This is a genomic window from Clostridium sp. AM25-23AC (genome assembly GCF_003435125.1).
GTDB classification, from domain to species: Bacteria; Bacillota; Clostridia; order Lachnospirales; family Lachnospiraceae; genus Pilosibacter; species Pilosibacter fragilis.
Genome location: NZ_QWGI01000002.1, coordinates 186,029 through 203,631 on the forward strand (window position 1 = coordinate 186,029; position 17,603 = coordinate 203,631).

Genomic DNA, 17,603 nt, shown 5'->3' on the forward strand with positions numbered 1-17,603 from the left:
ATATTCGGAACCCCCAATTTCTTTCCCTTGCCTTTTCTATTAGTACCACGTATAATAGAAAGTAGCGGTTTTATAACAAAAACTGATAAAACAAATTGGAGGGAAACAAATGAGTCTCGAAAAAATTTTCCATCTCAAGGAAAACAACACAACTGTTAAGACTGAGATCATGGCCGGTGTGACATCGTTTATGACGATGGCGTACATCCTGGCGGTAAACCCGAACATTCTTGCGGCGGCGGGAATGGATCACGGCGCGGTCTTCACAGCGACAGCGGTGGCATCCTTCATCGGAACACTCTGCATGGCACTGTTCGCGAACTACCCGTTCGCCCTGGCACCCGGAATGGGTCTGAACGCTTACTTTGCATACACGGTCGTTCTCGGTATGGGCTATTCCTGGGAAGTTGCTCTTGCGGCAGTTCTCACGGAAGGTATCATCTTTATCATCCTGTCCTGCTTCAACATCAGGGAAGCGATTTTCAACGCGATCCCGTTTAACTTAAAGAAAGCGGTCAGCGTTGGAATCGGTCTCTTCATCACATTCCTTGGTCTTCAGAATGCGAAGATCGTGATCGGTGGAGCAACGCTTGTAGGTCTGTTCTCTGTTGACGGCTACAACAAAACTCTCGCTGACGGTCTCACAGCGTCCATGAGCGACGCGGGGATCACCGTACTCCTTGCGATCTTTGGTGTTCTGATCACTGGAATCCTGATCGTAAAGAATGTCAAAGGAAATATTCTCTGGGGTATCCTGATCACCTGGATCCTCGGAATCATCTGCCAGTTTGCGGGCATTTACATCCCGAATCCGGATCTCGGCTTCTACAACCTGCTCCCGGATTTTTCCAACGGAATTTCCATCCCGAGCCTGGCGCCGATCATGTTCAAGTTCAGCTTAAAGGGTGTTCCGGTACTGGAATTCATCATTATCGTATTCGCGTTCCTGTTCGTTGACCTTTTCGACACACTTGGAACCCTGATTGGTGTGTCCGCGAAGGCGGATATGCTGGATTCCGAGGGAAGACTCCCGCGGATCAAGGGCGCACTCCTTGCAGATGCGGTCGGTACGACCTGCGGTGCCTGCCTCGGTACATCCACAGTTACAACATTCGTGGAGAGTGCTTCCGGCGTGACAGAGGGCGGTAGAACCGGTCTTACATCCTTAACGACCGGTATCCTGTTCCTGTTATCCTTGTTCCTATCCCCGATCTTCCTTGCAATCCCGTCCTTTGCGACGGCTCCGGCCCTGATCGTTGTAGGCTTCTACATGATCGGCTCCGTATCGGAGATCGATTTCAAGGATCCGGCAGAAGGAATCCCGGCATTCCTCTGCATCATCGCGATGCCGTTCTTCTACAGCATCTCCGAGGGAATCTCCATGGGAGTTATCGCCTATGTTGTCATGAACCTCTTTGCCGGAAAGAAGGAGAAGATCACTCCGGTCATGTATATCCTGGCGGTGCTCTTCATCCTCAAGTATATTTTAATGTAAATATGTAAATGCCAAAGACTGCCGGATGCATAGTATGGTAATGTCAGAGATGACTGCCGCTGTGCATCCGGCTTTTTTGATTGTATTCCACAGAGAATAGGAGTTGTCGGGCAGATTGCCGGATTTTTGTGTGAAAACATCCGGAGTTGACGGAGACATCAGACAAATCTGGCTGCTTTTCTGTAACAAATGACAAAATTTGTCATAAAACTATCAAAAAGATGGTGATAATTGTCGATTGACGCTTGAATTTGAATGTGGTATAAATGTAGAATCGTAAAAATATAAAGGATTTGACATCAAAGGGTTTAACAAAAAAGGAGTTAAGGAATCATGATGAAACAGAAAAAAGTAAAATTTGTGTCCGCAGACGAGGCGAAGGAGTTTGTCAGCATCGCAAGCGGCTGCGATTTTGATGTAAATGTATTTTATAACCGTATGATCATCGACGCGAAGTCTCTTCTCGGAGTACTGAGCCTTGATCTGACAAAGATCCTCACCGTTGAATATGACGGCGAGAATGCGCCGTTCGAAGCTTTTCTTGAGAGAAAGAATCCGATGCACGCGGTAGCGTAAAAATATACATAAAGATAAAGAAAGAGGCAGCGGCTGTATGAAAAGTACGGCAGGCTGTCTTTTTTGCGTCCGGCGGGCGGCACAAAGCGTGAAAATTCCGGCAGCACGGGAAAATAGCACGGAAAGCTTCTGACAGATGACCTGCCATATGTTCTGTGAACACACGGCATTACTTTACAGGAAATTGTAAAAATGTTATACTTGCGGGAGCGATATGTGCGGCATATAGCAGGATTCAGGAAAAAGAGGAACATATGTGGGGTGGTGAGCGGTGGTCGATCAGCATATCCACAGGAAAGGAGCGTCTCATGAGCGAAGAAAACAGGAAAGCGATCCGGATCTCGGTCCGGAACCTGGTGGAATTCGTGCTGCGCTCCGGGGATATCGACAACCGCTGTTCCGGAAACGCCCAGAAGGATGCCATGCTGGCGGGAGGAAGGATCCACAGGAAGATCCAGAAGCGGATGGGAGCCGGCTACCGGGCGGAGGTCCCCTTAAAGCATGAGGTCCAGGACGAGGAGCAGGAGATCACGCTTCTCGTGGAGGGACGCGCCGATGGAATCTTCGCGGAAAACGGGATCCCGGTGATCGACGAGATCAAAGGCATGTACACGGACATTTCAAGGCTGGAGGAGCCCATCGAGGTCCATCTCGCCCAGGCCATGTGCTACGGATATTTTTACTGCTGCGACAAAGATCTCGACGGGATCCGCCTGCAGATGACCTACTGTAACCTTGAAACAGAGGAAATAAAAAGATTCCAGACCGACCGCTCGAGAGAAGAGCTGGAGACATGGTTTTCCGGCGTGGTTCACGAATATTTTAAGTGGGCGAGGTACCTCTACCACCATGAGCTGATCCGTGACGCCTCCATCGGGCACCTGGAATTCCCGTTCCCTTACCGGGCGGGACAGCGTGACCTTGTAGTATCCGTCTACCGGACCGTCAGTCGGAAAAAACGCCTGTTTATCCAGGCTCCCACGGGAATCGGAAAGACGCTCTCCACTGTATTCCCGGCGGTCCGTGCCATCGGGGAAGGAAAGGGAGACAAGCTCTTTTACCTCACCGCAAAGACCGTGACGAGGACCGTGGCGGAGGAGGCGTTTCGGATCTTAAGGGATCATGGTCTGATCTTCACCTCGGTGACAATAACGGCAAAGGAAAAACTCTGTCCCATGGACGAGTGCGAGTGCAACCCGGACGCATGCCCATACGCGAAAGGCCACTTTGACCGGGTCAATGAGGCGGTATTCGATATTCTCCACCTGGAACAGGAGATGACAAGAGAGAAGATCCTGCAGTACGCGGAAAAGTACCGGGTATGCCCATTTGAATACTGTCTGGACATCTCCAGCTGGACCGACGGGATCATCTGCGATTACAACTATGTGTTTGACCCGAATGTGCGCTTGAAACGCTACTTCGCGGACGGACAGAAAGGTGATTATCTGTTCCTCGTGGATGAGGCCCACAATCTGGTCTCCCGCGCGAGGGAGATGTACAGCGCCGAATTAAAAAAAGAAGATCTCCTCACCGTAAAGCGCCTCGTAAAGCAGAAAGCGCCCCGCTTGGAGAAAAATCTGGAAAAATGCAGCCAGGTGATGCTGGGAATGAAGCGGGAGTGCGAGACATGGCAGCTGCTCTCCGATGTGACATCCTTAGCGGCAGCTGCGATGGCAGTGTTCTCCGATATGGAGACATTCTTGGAAGATTTTCCGGAGTTTGAGGGCAGGGATACAGTTCTGGACTTTTACTTTGGTCTCAGGGATTTCTTAAACGTGTACGAGCTTTTGGATGACCATTACCGGATCTACGCGGAGAACGTGGGAGTCACTTCCTTTAAAGTAAGGCTCTTCTGCGTGGACCCGTCGGCGAACCTCTCCCTCTGCATGTCCCAGGGAAACAGCACGATCCTGTTTTCGGCAACCATGCTGCCGATCCGGTATTACAAGACACTGCTCTCCGGAAACGAGGACGACTACGCGGTCTATGCGGACTCGCCCTTCGAGGAAGAAAAACGTCTTCTCATGGTTGCGACGGACGTCAGCAGCCGCTACTCCAGGCGCAGCGAGAGCGAATACCGGAAGGTGGCGGAGTATATCAGGGAGGTGGTCCTCTCTAAGAGCGGCAACTACATGATATTCTTCCCGTCCTACCAGTATATGGAACAGGTGGAATATGCCGTGGAGGACATGGACTTCCCAGCGGATCTCCTGGTCCAGGGACAGGGCATGAAGGAACAGGAACGCCAGGAATTCCTGGAAGAATTCGAAAAGCCCCGGGATCATTCTCTTGCGGCGTTCTGCGTCATGGGCGGCGTGTTCTCGGAGGGGATCGACCTGAAGGAAGAGCGGCTCATCGGTGCCGTGATCGTCGGAACGGGACTCCCAATGGTCTGCGTGGAACAGGAGGTTCTCAGGGGGTATTTTGAGGAGAAAGAAGAAGCGGGATTTGACTTTGCGTATCAGTATCCGGGAATGAATAAGGTTTTACAGGCGGCGGGCCGTGTGATCCGGACGACGGAGGACGAGGGAATCATATTGCTTCTCGATGACAGGTTCCTGAAAAAAGAATATCTGGAACTGTTCCCAAGGGAATGGGAGCATTTCCAGATGGTAAACAGAAAGAACGTCGGTCAGTGCCTTTCGGACTTCTGGGAGTCACGGGGCAGGTAGATGGATATCCGGGCAGTCGTTTGCCGGGACGGTGCAGGGAATATGCAGGTCTGGTGAAGGGCTGCTGCAGGTCTTACAACATATCCATGAATTGCTTCGCGGCCTGGGAGACCGGAAGGTTTTCGTTATGGACCACAACAAGCTGGCGGACCGGAAGTGTCTCGGAGAGCTTTAAGATAAAGAGCTGCTTTTCGTCCTTTGGGATACAGAAATCCGGCACGAAGGCGATTCCAAGGCCGATGCGGGCCAGGTCGATCAGAAGGTCATTGCTGCTGAGCTCGATCTCCGGGACCAGATCGAGATGGGACTTCTGGAACATGGAGTGTAAGAACTCACTTGTGGTACTCTTGCGGTCCAGCATCATGATCGGGTAATCGAGAAGCTCGGCGAGGGTGAAGGTCTTGTCCTGCAACGGAAAATGGTCAGCACTCGCAACGAAAACATCGCGGAATTCCCGGATCGCCCGGACACTGTGGGTGTTCAAGAGACCGGAATTTGGGTAGTTGGTGATAATGAAGTCCACCTGTCCATTCTCTAAAATGCGGGCACAGTCGATCGAGGTGGAGTTCGTTACTTTAATATGAACGTTCGGGTAGAGTTTATGGAACTTATTTAAATATGGGACAAGGAAATAGCGGCAGATCGTGTCGCTGGCGGCGATCCTGAGCTGGCCGCCGTTCAGGGTGTTGGCCTCTAAGAGCTGGGTCTCGCCTTTATGGATCAGGTTCATTGCAGGTTCGATGTGTTTAAATAAGATCTCGCCTTCCGGGGTGAGCTGGACCCGCTTCGTGCTTCGGATAAAGAGCGTCTGGCCCAGCTTTTTTTCCAGAACCTTCACAGACTGGCTGACGGCTGACTGGGAAATATAGAGGCATTTCGATGCCTCGGAAAAGCTCAGAGTTTTTGCAACGTAATAAAATACTTTATATAATTCATAGTTAATATCCATTATTAGTCCTCCTAATGAAACAAGGCTATTTTATCACAGGAACAGGGATTTGAAAAGAGGAAAAAACGAGAAAGTGTGGTTTTGTCTGGAAGCCGGGTGGAAAATATGGTATGATTACGGAAAGGCGGCGGGGCGGGAAGAAGAAATCCGTCGTGCGAAAAATAAGAAAAACAGGTGCAAAGGAGAAGCAAAAAGCTTTGCGAAGAGAGAATAACTGTGAAAGCTGAAGCAGTAATCAAGAAAAATCAGAGAGGTTTATAGAGGCTATGGCAGAAAAAATGAGATATGAGAACGAAATAGAGAACGCGAAGGTTGACGACGAGTTCAACAACTCCGAGGAGGATTTAAGCGCGGAGGACATCTACCGCGTATATATGGAGGAGATCGCGGCGATCCCGCCATGCAGCGAGGCGGAGAACGCGAAGCTTCTCGGCGAGATCCGGAACGGAAACAAGGCGGCGAGAGAGCGCCTCATCGAGGGCAACTTAAAGAATGCCCTGTTCTTCGTCCAGGATTACATTAACAAAGGTGTCCCGATGGCGGACCTGATCCAGGAAGCCAGTCTGGAGCTCATGATGCTGGCAGATGAAGGGTTCGAGGGTAGTTTTGAAAAACTTCTGGAGAGCCGGATCCGTGTCCGTATGGAGGAGATCATCAACGATCAGAAGAAGGAAGCGGATATCGAGGAGGAGATGTTAGCCCGCGTCAATGTGCTTCAGGAGGTATCGAAATCCATGGCGGAGGAGCTTGGACGCGAGGCAAAGCTTTCCGAGCTTGCGGAGCGCATGAAGATGACCGAGGACGAGGTCCGGGAGATCATGAAGGTGACCATGGACGCGCTGAGCATGAGCAAGATCAACCAGAGCTTACAGAGTTAAAATCAATATATAAGTATAAATAATAAAAATAATTAAATATATTAACTTTACTAATCACACTGACCTGTGCTATGATTAAGGCAAAATGAAAACCATCTGACAAAGCCGTTTTCCAGGAGGAGAGACTATGAGCGTAAAGCGCGTATTTGTTGAGAAAAAACCGGAATATGCAATCAAGGCAAGAGAGCTTCGCGAGGAGATCGCAAGCTATCTTGACATTACAGGGGTAACGGGCGTCCGTGTGTTAGTCCGCTACGATATTGAAAATATTTCTGAGGACGTATATAAAGAGGCACTCGGAACGATCTTTTCCGAGCCGCCGGTAGACGATGTGTTTGAGGAGACATTCCCGCACAGCGCGGAGGATGTGGTATTCTCCGTTGAGTATCTGCCGGGACAGTTTGACCAGAGAGCCGATTCCGCAGAGCAGTGTGTAAAGTTATTAAACGAGAACGAGGAGCCGGTGATCCGCTCCGCAATGACCTATGTGATCTCCGGAAAGCTTTCCGGGGAGGAGATCGCAGCAATCAAGTCCTTCTGTATCAACCCGGTGGACTCCAGAGAGGCGTCCGAGGAGATCCCGGAGACACTTGTCACCGTATTTGATGTGCCGGAAGACGTTGCGGTCTTTGACGGATTTAAGGATATGGACGAGGCGGCCTTAAAGGAACTCTACGGTTCCTTAAACCTTGCAATGACCTTCAAAGACTTCCTTCACATCCAGAACTACTATAAGAACGAAGAGCACAGAGATCCGTCCGTGACAGAGATCCGCGTGCTTGATACATACTGGTCCGATCACTGCCGCCACACCACATTCTCCACAGAACTCAAGAATGTGACATTCACAGAGGGCGACTACAAGAAACCGATCGAGGATACCTACAACCAGTACCTTGCTGACCACAAGGAGATCTACAAAGGACGCGACGACAAGTTCGTATGTCTCATGGACCTTGCGATCATGGGTATGAAGAAACTCCGCAAAGAGGGCAAGTTAGAGGATCTTGAGGTATCCGACGAGATCAACGCCTGCTCCATCGTCGTTCCGGTGGAGATCGACGGAAAGACCGAGGAGTGGCTCGTAAACTTCAAGAACGAGACCCATAACCACCCGACAGAGATCGAACCCTTCGGCGGCGCGGCAACCTGTCTTGGCGGCGCGATCCGTGACCCGCTTTCCGGACGTACCTATGTATACCAGGCAATGCGCATCACAGGTGCCGCTGACCCGACAAAGCCGTTAAATCAGACATTAAAGGGCAAGCTTCCGCAGAGAAAGATCGTTACAGAGGCTGCCCATGGATATAGCTCCTACGGAAACCAGATCGGTCTTGCGACCGGTTATGTAAAAGAACTCTACCATCCGGGCTATGTTGCGAAGAGAATGGAGATCGGTGCCGTTATGGCGGCAGCTCCGAGAAAGAACGTGATCCGTGAGACATCCGATCCGGGTGATGTGATCATCCTTCTCGGCGGACGTACCGGCCGTGATGGAATCGGCGGTGCGACAGGTTCCTCCAAGGTACACACAGAGGCATCCATCGAGGTCTGCGGCGCTGAGGTCCAGAAAGGTAACGCCCCGACCGAGAGAAAGATCCAGAGAATGTTCCGCCGTCCGGAAGTTTCCAGACTGATCAAAAAGTGCAACGACTTTGGCGCAGGCGGAGTTTCCGTAGCGATCGGTGAACTCGCTGACGGACTTCTGATTGATCTCGATAAAGTACCGAAAAAGTACGCAGGTCTTGACGGAACAGAGCTTGCGATCTCTGAGTCCCAGGAGAGAATGGCAGTTGTCGTTGATCCGAAAGATGTTGACACATTCTTAGGATACGCCAAAGAGGAGAACCTTGAGGCTGTCACAGTCGCAACAGTCACAGAGAGCCCGAGACTCGTCCTCACATGGCGGGGAAAGACCATCGTTGACTTAAGCCGTGCGTTCCTCGACACAAACGGCGCTCATCAGGAGACAGACGTTACCCTGGAGGTTCCGAACCATGAGGGAACTCCGTTTGAAAAGAAAGAAGTAGGAGACGTTAAGGAAAAATGGCTGAAGATGCTCGGTTCCTTAAATGTCTGCTCCCAGAAAGGTCTCGTGGAGATGTTCGACTCCTCCATCGGCGCATCTACCGTTATGATGCCGTACGGCGGAAAATATCAGCAGACGGAGATCCAGACCATGGTCGCTAAGCTTCCGGTTCTGGAAGGAAAGTGCGACGCTGTGACCATGATGAGCTACGGCTTTGATCCGTATCTTTCCAGCTGGAGTCCGTATCACGGCGCGATCTATGCAGTCCTCACATCTGTCGCTAAGATCGCGGCAGCAGGCGGCGACTACAGGAAGATTCGCTTCACATTCCAGGAGTACTTCCGCAGAATGAGCAGCGAGCCGGCAAGATGGAGCCAGCCGTTCGCAGCACTTCTCGGTGCCTACAATGCGCAGCTGGGCTTCGGACTTCCGTCCATCGGCGGTAAGGACAGTATGTCCGGTACCTTTGATGAGGAGAGCGGAAAAGAGATCGACGTCCCGCCGACCCTGGTTTCCTTCGCGGTTGACGTTGCAAGCGCGAAGAACATGATCTCCCCGGAATTCAAGAAGGCCGGAAATAAGATCGTTGTATTTGAAATTAAAAAAGATTCCTATGATCTTCCGGATTATGCCCAGATCATGGCTGGATATGATAAACTCCATGAGGACATCAAGGCAGGCCGCGTGATCTCCGCGTACGCCGCAGAGGCAAACGGAATCGCAGAGGCAGTCAGCAAGATGGCCTTCGGAAACCACCTCGGTGTCAAGATCGAGCATGACGTGGATCCGAGAGACTTCTTTGCACCGGCATGGGGCAATATCGTCTGCGAGGTTCCGGCTGATAAGGTCGGCGAGCTTCAGATGAGCTACCGTGTCATCGGTGAAGTTACCGACAAGGCAGCCTTCGAGTACGGCAATGTCTCCATTGCGCTCGACGAGGCATTAAAGACATGGGACGCAGCTCTCGAGGATGTATTCCCGACAGAGAGCGCGGTAAAGAAAGAAGAAGTTAAGAACGAAGTATTTAAGGCAGAGAACGTTGTGATCTGCAATCATAAGATCGGTACTCCGACCGTATTTATTCCGGTTTTCCCGGGAACAAACTGTGAGTACGACAGCACGAAGGCATTCGAGCGTGCGGGAGCAAAGGTCATCACAAAGGTATTCAAGAACATGAGCGCCGAGGACATCCGCGATTCCGTAGAAGTCTACAGAAAGAGCATCGAAGAGTCCCAGATCGTTATGTTCCCGGGCGGCTTCTCCGCAGGTGATGAGCCGGAAGGTTCCGCAAAGTTCTTCGCTACTGCGTTCCGCAACGAGGTATTAAAGGACGAGATCATGAAGCTCTTAAATGAGCGTGACGGATTAATGCTCGGTATCTGTAACGGTTTCCAGGCTCTCATCAAGCTTGGTCTTGTGCCGGAAGGAAAGATCGTAGAGCAGAAGCCGGATTCCCCGACCTTAACCTACAACACCATCGGACGCCACGTTTCCAAGATGGTTAACTTAAAGGTCGTTTCCAACAAGTCCCCGTGGCTTGCAGGCGCAGAACTTGGCGGCGTTTACACAAACCCGGTATCCCACGGCGAGGGACGTTTCGTGGCTCCGAAGGAATGGATCGACAAGCTCTTCGCAAACGGACAGGTTGCGACCCAGTACGTTGACCTTAACGGTGTTCCGACCATGGACGAATACTGGAACCCGAACGGCTCCTTCATGGCGATCGAAGGTATCACAAGCCCGGATGGACGTGTCTACGGTAAGATGGGCCATGCTGAGAGACGCGGCGACTATGTTGCAAAGAACATCACAGGCGAGCAGGATCTGAAGCTGTTTGAGAGTGGTGTGAAGTACTTTAAGTAATTGAATATTTGGAAGAAATAAGAGAATGCCCCAGGGAGAGAAAATTCCCCTGGGGCGTTCTGCGCTGCTGTGCATTCGGAAGAAGCTGCCGATTACCATGAACCTGAAAGAGACTGTTGACAGGAGGTTCTGTGTGAGGTGCTGCTTTGCCGCGGTACCTCAGTTAGTTGACAGAAACTCCGAAGCGTACTAAACTGGACGTATCCGCGGCTGGCGGACAGTGACGGCCGCATATTATAGTTTTGGAGGGTATTTGACATGGCATGCACAACGATTCTTGTAGGAAAAAACGCGTCTTATGACGGTTCAACGATGATCGCGCGAAATGATGATTCCGGTTCCGGACATTTTACGGCGAAAAAATTTGTGGTGATCCACCCGGAGGAGCAGCCGAAGGTTTATAAGTCTGTTCTCTCTCATGCTGAGATCGATCTTCCGGGAGATCCGATGAAGTTTACGGCAGTTCCGAACGCCATTAAGGGAAAGGGAATCTGGGCGGCCAGCGGCGTTAATGAAAAGAATGTCGGCATGACAGCTACGGAAACCATCACATCCAACGCCCGTGTTCTCGGAGCAGACCCGCTTGTAAAGTTACAGCCGGCGGAGGACGGAAAAGAGGAGATCGTCGGTGGAATCGGTGAGGAAGACCTTGTGTACATCACGCTTCCGTATATCAGCAGCGCGAGAGAAGGTGTGATCCGCCTCGGAAGTCTTTTGGAGAAGTACGGGACTTACGAGATGAACGGTATCGCGTTCCAGGACGTCAACGAGATCTGGTGGCTTGAGACCATCGGCGGACATCACTGGATCGCAAAGCGTGTTCCGGATGACCGTTACGTGGTGATGCCGAACCAGTTCGGTATCGATGATTTTGACTTAAACGACGCGTTCTCCGAGCAGAATGAACATATGTGTTCTTCCGACTTAAGAGAGTTTATCGCTGAGAACCACCTGGACCTCTCCTTAAACGGAGGAAATGGAAGCCATTTTGATGCCCGCGCGGCATTTGGAAGCCACAGCGATTCCGACCATATCTACAATACACCAAGAGCATGGTTCATGGAGCGCTACTTTAATCCGAAGACAAAGAAGTGGGACGGACCGGACGCGGACTACAGACCGGAATCCGACGATATCCCGTGGAGCATGGTTCCGGAGAAGAAGATCACGGTGGAGGATGTCAAGTATGCTCTTTCCTCCCATTTCCAGGGAACCCCTTATGATCCGTACGCAAAGAGCGGTGACGGACTCCAGAAGGGCAAATACCGCGCTATCGGCATCAACCGCAATGATTTCCTTGCTCTGATCCAGATGCGCCCGGGTGCCCCGGCAAACTGTCAGGCGGTCCAGTGGCTGGCTTTCGCGTCAAACGCGTTCAACACCCTGGTTCCGTTCTACGCGGCTGTGGACGAGACACCGGAGTACCTTGCGAACACCACGAAGGAAGTCTCTACAGAGAACTTCTACTGGTCCGCGAGAATGATCGCGGCTATGGCGGACGCGTCCTTCGCAAAATCCGCGATCCACATCGAGCGCTACCAGAACGCTGTGGAGGCGAAGGGGCATGCGCTGCTCAACAAGTATGATAAAGAGGCGGCGAAGGTTACGGATCCGGCGGAGAGCAGAAGACTTTTAGAAGAAGCGAACCGCGAGATCGCGAAGATGTTGAAAGAGGAGACAGGAAATACCCTGGATCATGTGCTCTTTGAGCTCAGCAATTCCATGAAGAATGCGTTTTCAAGATCTGACGCGTAAAAATGTCAGAAAGTGCCTGTCGGAATCATTGGAAAGCTTGGAAACCATGAATGATGGCAGCAGGAATGAATAAAGATGAATAAAGAAAGACCTCCCAGGAGACAGAATCTAAGTTTATGGTTCTGTATTCCTGTAGGAGGTCTTTTAAGCTCATTAGAAATCCTTAAAGGAAACTTATGCGGTTATAAAAAGCTGCTGCCGTTGCGGCCCGCCGCGGCAGGGAAAAGGTTTCTGCCATTATTTCTTCTTATGATACAGATATCGCGGAATTCCGTCCACCATAACTGGTGACACGTCACCCTGGATCAGCGGGCGGACATAGCTGATAAACTCGTCGGTGACGTAGGTACCGTCCTCGGTGATCCATTCCCTCGGGACCACTTTTTCCACATTGGAGACCTTGTGGACATTTCTAAGGTCTGTGGTGGACTGGTACGGGTCATCGGAGAGACGTTTGATGATGACCATCTCACCGGTATCGCCCTCGTCGGCTGCCTTCACGGCGGCACCGCCGACCTGGAAAGCTTCCAGAATGTCGATTCGGGATGCCAGATGGGAGGCCGCTCTCTGCATGGAGCTAAGCTCTATGGTTCTCGTCTTGCAGCCAATCTCCTGAGCCAGACGGCGGGCAAGATAGTTCGCGGTGCCTGTGAGCTGCTTGTGGCCGAAGGCGTCAACGAAATCCACACCGTCGGTGAGCTCGCACACATAACGTCCGTCCGCCAGGCGGATGCCTTCGGAGACGGCAACCACAACGAAAGTCTTTTCTGCCAGGAGTTCCTTAATGCGGACAAGGAAATTGTCGATATCGAAGGGAAGTTCCGGGACATAGATCAGGTCCGGGCCATCGCAATCCTCGCCCTTGGAGAGCGCCGCGGCACCAACGAGCCATCCGGCGTTTCGGCCCATGATCTCGACGATGGTGACAAGGCCCTTATCGTAGATCAGCGCCTGGCTGTCCTGGATGATCTCTTTCACTGATGTTCCGATGTATTTCGCCGCGCTGCCGTATCCCGGTGTGTGGTCGGTCAGGGCGAGATCGTTGTCGATAGTCTTCGGAACGCCTAAAAATTTGGTTGGATGACCCCTTAAGATCGCGTAGTCGGACAGCTTTTTGATCGTATCCATGGAATCGTTTCCGCCGATATAGATAAAGCACTCGATCTCAAGCTTGTCGAGAATAGAAAAGATTTTATCGTATGTAGCGATGTCCTCATGGATCTCCGGGAGCTTATAGCGGCATGATCCGAGATAGGCAGCAGGTGTGCGTTTTAAAAGTTCTACGTCCAGATCCGTCTGGATATGTTCGGTAAGATCGATATAATCTTCGTTTAAGAGACCCTGAATGCCGTGACGCATGCCGTATACTTTTTTTGCTCCGCGGTCGATAGCGGTGCGGTAAACGCCCGCGAGACTGGAATTGATAGCGGCAGTCGGGCCACCGGACTGTCCAACGATAATGTTGCCTTTCATGTAGCATCCCTCCAGGTATTGTAATTATATGATAACTGTCCGTCAGACCAGCGTTTTGAGTTTTTTCGCTGATCGAAGACACGGAAACACGGAGCAGTTATAATAAAATCATTATATCAGTTTTATGATGCAAAAACAAGTAAAAGGCAGAATATTTAGAAAAAAGATGACAAATTTGAAATATATGCGCATCTCGAACAAATATGACAGGATTTTGACGATTGAGTGATTAGGCGTGTGAAGTACTGGAAAAACCGGTGGCTATCTGGCTGGGCGTGAACGGCAGCACTCCGGAAGAGCCATAATTTCTGTCAACGAAAAGATACTTTACATTTATATGAAGAATATGTTAAGATAAACCGGTATGTGTAGAAAAACAGCGATAAATACGAGGTTTTGACATGGAAGAAAAAGAGGTACAGGGAGCACCGGTACACAAGCGGCGTGTCCGTTACAGCGGGACACATCCGAAACGGTTTGAGGAAAAGTATAAAGAACAGAATCCGGAGAAATATGCTGACACGGTCGAGAAGGTCATCAAAAAAGGCAGCACTCCGGCAGGCATGCACATCTCGATCTGTGTGAACGAGATCCTGGATTTCCTGGATATCAGACCGGGAATGCAGGGGCTTGACGCTACATTGGGTTACGGCGGGCACACAACGGAGATGTTGAAGAAACTCGAGGGACAGGGACACATGTACGGCCTTGATGTGGATCCTATCGAGATCGTGAAGACGAAGGCACGGTTAAAGGAGCGCGGATTTGACGAGGACATCCTTACGGTGAAGCAGATGAACTTCGCGGATATCGATAAGCTTGTCCCGGAGACCGGACTTTTTGATTTCGTTCTGGCGGATCTCGGTGTGTCCTCCATGCAGATCGATAACCCGGAACGCGGATTTACCTACAAGGCGGACGGTCCGTTAGACCTGAGACTGAATCCGGAAAAGGGGATCTCCGCGGCGGAGCGGTTAAAGCAGATGGATATGGAAGAAATCGCCGGAATGTTTGTGGAAAATTCCGACGAGCCGTATGCGGAGGAGATCGCGAGGGAGATTGCGAAGAGAAATAGAAAGCGCCAGTATATTGAGACGACGACAGGACTTAAAGAAGTCATTGAGACAACACTTTCCTTCATTCCGGAAAAAGAGCGTAAGGAAGCGGTGAAGAAGTCCTGCCAGAGATGTTTCCAGGCACTCCGGATCGATGTAAACCAGGAATTTGAGGTTTTGGAAAGTTTCCTTACAAAGCTTCCGGGTATCCTGGCACCGGGCGGAAGAGCGGCGATCCTGACGTTCCATTCCGGCGAGGATCGTCTCGTAAAGTATTACTTCAAAGAAGGCAAAAAAGATGGACTTTACAGTGACGTGGCAAACGATGTGATCCGCCCGTCCGCGGAGGAATGTCAGAGAAATCCGAGGGCGAGATCCACGAAGATGCGCTGGGCGATCCGTGAGGGAGAGAATTCCCATAGAAATTAATGTAATAGAAGATAAAAGTCCAGCAGGCACACGTTTGGGCGGCTATGCACTTGGAAAACTATCGACAGCAGTTCTTTTAAATTGCTATGGATCCGGAAGCAGCTGCCGGTGGCAAGCCCTGCGGATGAGATTTTGCTGAACAAGTTTCTGACAGACAGATTTAGAAAGTGAAATAAACGTATATGGACGAAAAGTTTGAAGAAAGAACAGGGGAGTATGAAGAGAGGGAAGACCACAGACTGAAACATGCAGGCGCTATCGCATTATTTTTATTATCGCCGGTGTTCTCCTATGTCATGTTCGAGTTCGTGACCGGAAACTTTGTGATGGTACTTCCGAAGAACGCGGTGCTCAACATTGTATGGATGTTCGCGCTGTACCTTCTGGTATTCGGAATCTCCGGCAGCACCCGGATTTCCGTTCCGGTCTCTTCTGTGATCCTCTATGCGATCTCCCTGGCGGAGGCGTTTGTCGTTTCCTTCAGAAGCCGTCCGATCATGATGGGCGATGTTCTGGCGGTGAAGACCGCGATGACGGTTGCAGGAAGCTACGATTACACCCCGACATTTATGATGATCATCTGCGGTGTTCTCCTGATCATATGGAACGCGCTGGCGCAGTTTGTGTTTGTGCGGGTAAAAGGAAAAAAGAAAAGAGCAGTGGTATTCAGCGTTTCTGCTGGTGCGGTTGCTGCGTTTATCGCCTGCTTTTATAACTTTATGATCTCAGGCCTGTCTCTGGAGGTAAACCTTTGGGATCCGACGACCTCCTACGCAGAGAATGGCTATATCCTGTCCTCCGCAATCTCGATCAAATATCTGGTAAAGAAAGCGCCGGGAGGTTACTCCCAGGCGAAGATCCAGGAAATCTGCGACAAATATGTGGACAGTGAGAAGGAGCGGAATGGGGAGACTGCTGCAGTGGTGGCGTCCGGGGACGCGGTCCAGCCGACGAATATTATCTGTATCATGAACGAGAGTCTTTCCGATCTGGCGGTGGACGGAGATTTTACGACAAATATCGATTATCTCCCGTTTCTCCACAGCCTGACGGAGAACACCGTAAAAGGAAAGCTCTGCATGCCGGTATTTGGTGCCATGACCAGCAACTCTGAGTTTGAATTTCTGATCGGTGACTCTATGTATCTGATGCCGAGAGGAAGTGTGGCTTATCAGTTCTATGTAAATCCGGGCGTCCGCTCCATGGTCAGCACGGTGAGGGATCAGGGATACACACCGGTTGCCATGCACCCGTACCCGGCTGAGAACTGGAACCGCCGCATCTGCTACAACAACATGGGCTTCAGCGATTTCATGGATATCAGCGCCTACGAAAGCCGGGATGAACTTCGAAATTATATCAGTGACCTGAGCGATTTTAAGGTCATCACCGAGTATATCGAGCAGAAGGCAAATCCGGATGACAAGCTGTTCCTCTTTAATGTGACCATGCAGAACCACGGCGGCTATACGATCCCATACGCGAATTTTGACCAGGAAGTATGGCTCACCGGGGACATGGAAGGAAAGTATCCGGAGGCAGACATGTATCTGTCCCTCGTGAAGAAATCTGATGAAGCTTTTGAGTGGCTTGTAAATTATTTCTCCCAGTGCGACCAGCCGACGATGATCGTCATGTTCGGCGACCATCAGCCGGGAATCGAGGACGAGTTCTTCGATGAGGCTATGGGCGTGGAGAGTGCGAAGGTTCCGAATGAGCAGAAAATGGTCTGGTACGAGACCCCGTTTGTGATCTGGACCAACTACGACCAGCCTTCGGAGGACATGGGACGGTTAGGTGCAATTTACCTTTCCTCCTATGTATTAAAGCGCGCGAACCTGTCACTGACTCCGTATAACGAATTCCTCTTACAGCTTTCCGAAAAGCTTCCGATCATCCATCACCTTGGAATCTGGGAATCCGACGGAACCTACCACAGCTGGGAGGACGCGGAGAGCGGGGACTACGATTGGAAGGAACAGCTGGTGGAGTATGAGAATCTTGTATACAACCACAGCCTGGATTCGAAGACCGTGAATGAGATGTTTTCGATCGCACAGTAAATGAATATTATATAGAGATGGGCAGCCTGGAGACAGGCTGCCTGTTTTGCGTAATAGCTCGCGCGAGAATGTGCCAAGGCACATTCATTTTTGAAAGTTCCGCTAAAGTAAAACTTTATGCAAAATAAAAAGAGAAGAGGGCAGCAGGAACAACTGCAGATGCCTGTCTCCGGAGAGCAGGCGAAGAGCCAGTATGAGAAGAACGGCACTGTCAGGGATGAGAGTATTTTTTGTATTGAAATAAAATGTCAAAAAAGTGACAAAGAGGATTGACAAGATGGTTAGTTGGTGCTAATCTTTGTTAGTAGAAACTAACAGGTGAAAGAAGATACCCCATGGGGAATGAAAAACTGTAGTTTCTGA

At 50.7% G+C, this 17,603-nt stretch carries 11 protein-coding genes; 9 read left to right on the forward strand and 2 right to left on the reverse strand.

Going from position 1 to position 17,603, the window contains the following annotated elements:
- Positions 1-109: 109 nt before the first annotated feature.
- From DW677_RS02075 to DW677_RS02085, 3 genes are all read left to right on the forward strand, one after another.
- Positions 110-1,495 carry an NCS2 family permease gene (locus tag DW677_RS02075; protein ID WP_117504042.1) on the forward strand — a complete coding sequence of 462 codons (1,386 nt, stop codon included), beginning with the start codon at positions 110-112 and terminating at the stop codon, positions 1,493-1,495.
- A gap of 333 nt (positions 1,496-1,828) precedes the next feature.
- Positions 1,829-2,071, forward strand: coding sequence for an HPr family phosphocarrier protein (locus DW677_RS02080; RefSeq protein ID WP_015554244.1), 243 nt, complete (start codon positions 1,829-1,831; stop codon positions 2,069-2,071).
- A 254-nt stretch (positions 2,072-2,325) separates the two neighbouring features.
- Positions 2,326-4,746 (forward strand): ATP-dependent DNA helicase, encoded by a 2,421-nt coding sequence (locus tag DW677_RS02085; protein ID WP_347473011.1) that lies wholly within the window; start codon positions 2,326-2,328, stop codon positions 4,744-4,746.
- Between the two features lie 73 nt (positions 4,747-4,819).
- On the opposite strand, the gene DW677_RS02090 is transcribed toward DW677_RS02085, so the two are convergent.
- Positions 4,820-5,695: a LysR family transcriptional regulator gene (locus tag DW677_RS02090; RefSeq protein WP_117469445.1), complete on the reverse strand. Its 876-nt coding sequence runs from the start codon at positions 5,693-5,695 to the stop codon at positions 4,820-4,822.
- 49 nt (positions 5,696-5,744) lie between these two features.
- Between DW677_RS02090 and DW677_RS18210 the strand changes: the two genes are divergently transcribed.
- The 4 genes from DW677_RS18210 to DW677_RS02105 all read left to right on the forward strand — a co-directional run bounded on the left by DW677_RS18210 (position 5,745) and on the right by DW677_RS02105 (position 12,220).
- Positions 5,745-5,909 carry a hypothetical protein gene (locus DW677_RS18210; RefSeq protein WP_181968285.1) on the forward strand — a complete coding sequence of 55 codons (165 nt, stop codon included), beginning with the start codon at positions 5,745-5,747 and terminating at the stop codon, positions 5,907-5,909.
- 52 nt (positions 5,910-5,961) lie between these two features.
- Positions 5,962-6,573, forward strand: coding sequence for a sigma-70 domain-containing protein (locus DW677_RS02095; protein WP_015554247.1), 612 nt, complete (start codon positions 5,962-5,964; stop codon positions 6,571-6,573).
- 127 nt (positions 6,574-6,700) lie between these two features.
- On the forward strand, positions 6,701-10,465 hold the full coding sequence (locus DW677_RS02100) for a phosphoribosylformylglycinamidine synthase (protein ID WP_117566399.1): 3,765 nt from the start codon (positions 6,701-6,703) through the stop codon (positions 10,463-10,465).
- 258 nt (positions 10,466-10,723) lie between these two features.
- Positions 10,724-12,220, forward strand: a complete 1,497-nt coding sequence (locus DW677_RS02105; RefSeq protein ID WP_117469448.1) for a C69 family dipeptidase — start codon at positions 10,724-10,726, stop codon at positions 12,218-12,220.
- Between the two features lie 237 nt (positions 12,221-12,457).
- Here the strand turns inward: DW677_RS02105 and DW677_RS02110 are convergent, their stop codons facing one another.
- A complete protein-coding gene (locus tag DW677_RS02110) occupies positions 12,458-13,693 on the reverse strand; it encodes a 6-phosphofructokinase (protein ID WP_117566400.1) in 1,236 nt (411 codons plus the stop codon).
- Positions 13,694-14,094: 401 nt separating this feature from the next.
- Between DW677_RS02110 and rsmH the strand changes: the two genes are divergently transcribed.
- The gene (rsmH, locus tag DW677_RS02115; RefSeq protein WP_015554250.1) at positions 14,095-15,177 is read left to right on the forward strand and encodes a 16S rRNA (cytosine(1402)-N(4))-methyltransferase RsmH; all 1,083 of its coding nucleotides are present in this window, start codon (positions 14,095-14,097) and stop codon (positions 15,175-15,177) included.
- 182 nt (positions 15,178-15,359) lie between these two features.
- Complete coding sequence (locus DW677_RS02120; protein WP_117504050.1) at positions 15,360-17,240, forward strand: LTA synthase family protein; 1,881 nt, start codon at positions 15,360-15,362, stop codon at positions 17,238-17,240.
- Positions 17,241-17,603: the final 363 nt, after the last annotated feature.

What these genes read in the sequence shown, in the direction of transcription:
- DW677_RS02090 (WP_117469445.1), bottom strand. Translation starts at nt 5,695, where the DNA reads ATGGATATTAACTATGAATTATATAAAGTATTTTATTACGTTGCAAAA.
- DW677_RS02095 (WP_015554247.1), top strand. Translation starts at nt 5,962, where the DNA reads ATGGCAGAAAAAATGAGATATGAGAACGAAATAGAGAACGCGAAGGTT.
- DW677_RS02110 (WP_117566400.1), bottom strand. Translation starts at nt 13,693, where the DNA reads ATGAAAGGCAACATTATCGTTGGACAGTCCGGTGGCCCGACTGCCGCT.
- DW677_RS02080 (WP_015554244.1), top strand. Translation starts at nt 1,829, where the DNA reads ATGATGAAACAGAAAAAAGTAAAATTTGTGTCCGCAGACGAGGCGAAG.
- DW677_RS02075 (WP_117504042.1), top strand. Translation starts at nt 110, where the DNA reads ATGAGTCTCGAAAAAATTTTCCATCTCAAGGAAAACAACACAACTGTT.
- DW677_RS02120 (WP_117504050.1), top strand. Translation starts at nt 15,360, where the DNA reads ATGGACGAAAAGTTTGAAGAAAGAACAGGGGAGTATGAAGAGAGGGAA.
- DW677_RS02100 (WP_117566399.1), top strand. Translation starts at nt 6,701, where the DNA reads ATGAGCGTAAAGCGCGTATTTGTTGAGAAAAAACCGGAATATGCAATC.
- DW677_RS02105 (WP_117469448.1), top strand. Translation starts at nt 10,724, where the DNA reads ATGGCATGCACAACGATTCTTGTAGGAAAAAACGCGTCTTATGACGGT.
- DW677_RS02085 (WP_347473011.1), top strand. Translation starts at nt 2,326, where the DNA reads ATGTGGGGTGGTGAGCGGTGGTCGATCAGCATATCCACAGGAAAGGAG.
- rsmH (WP_015554250.1), top strand. Translation starts at nt 14,095, where the DNA reads ATGGAAGAAAAAGAGGTACAGGGAGCACCGGTACACAAGCGGCGTGTC.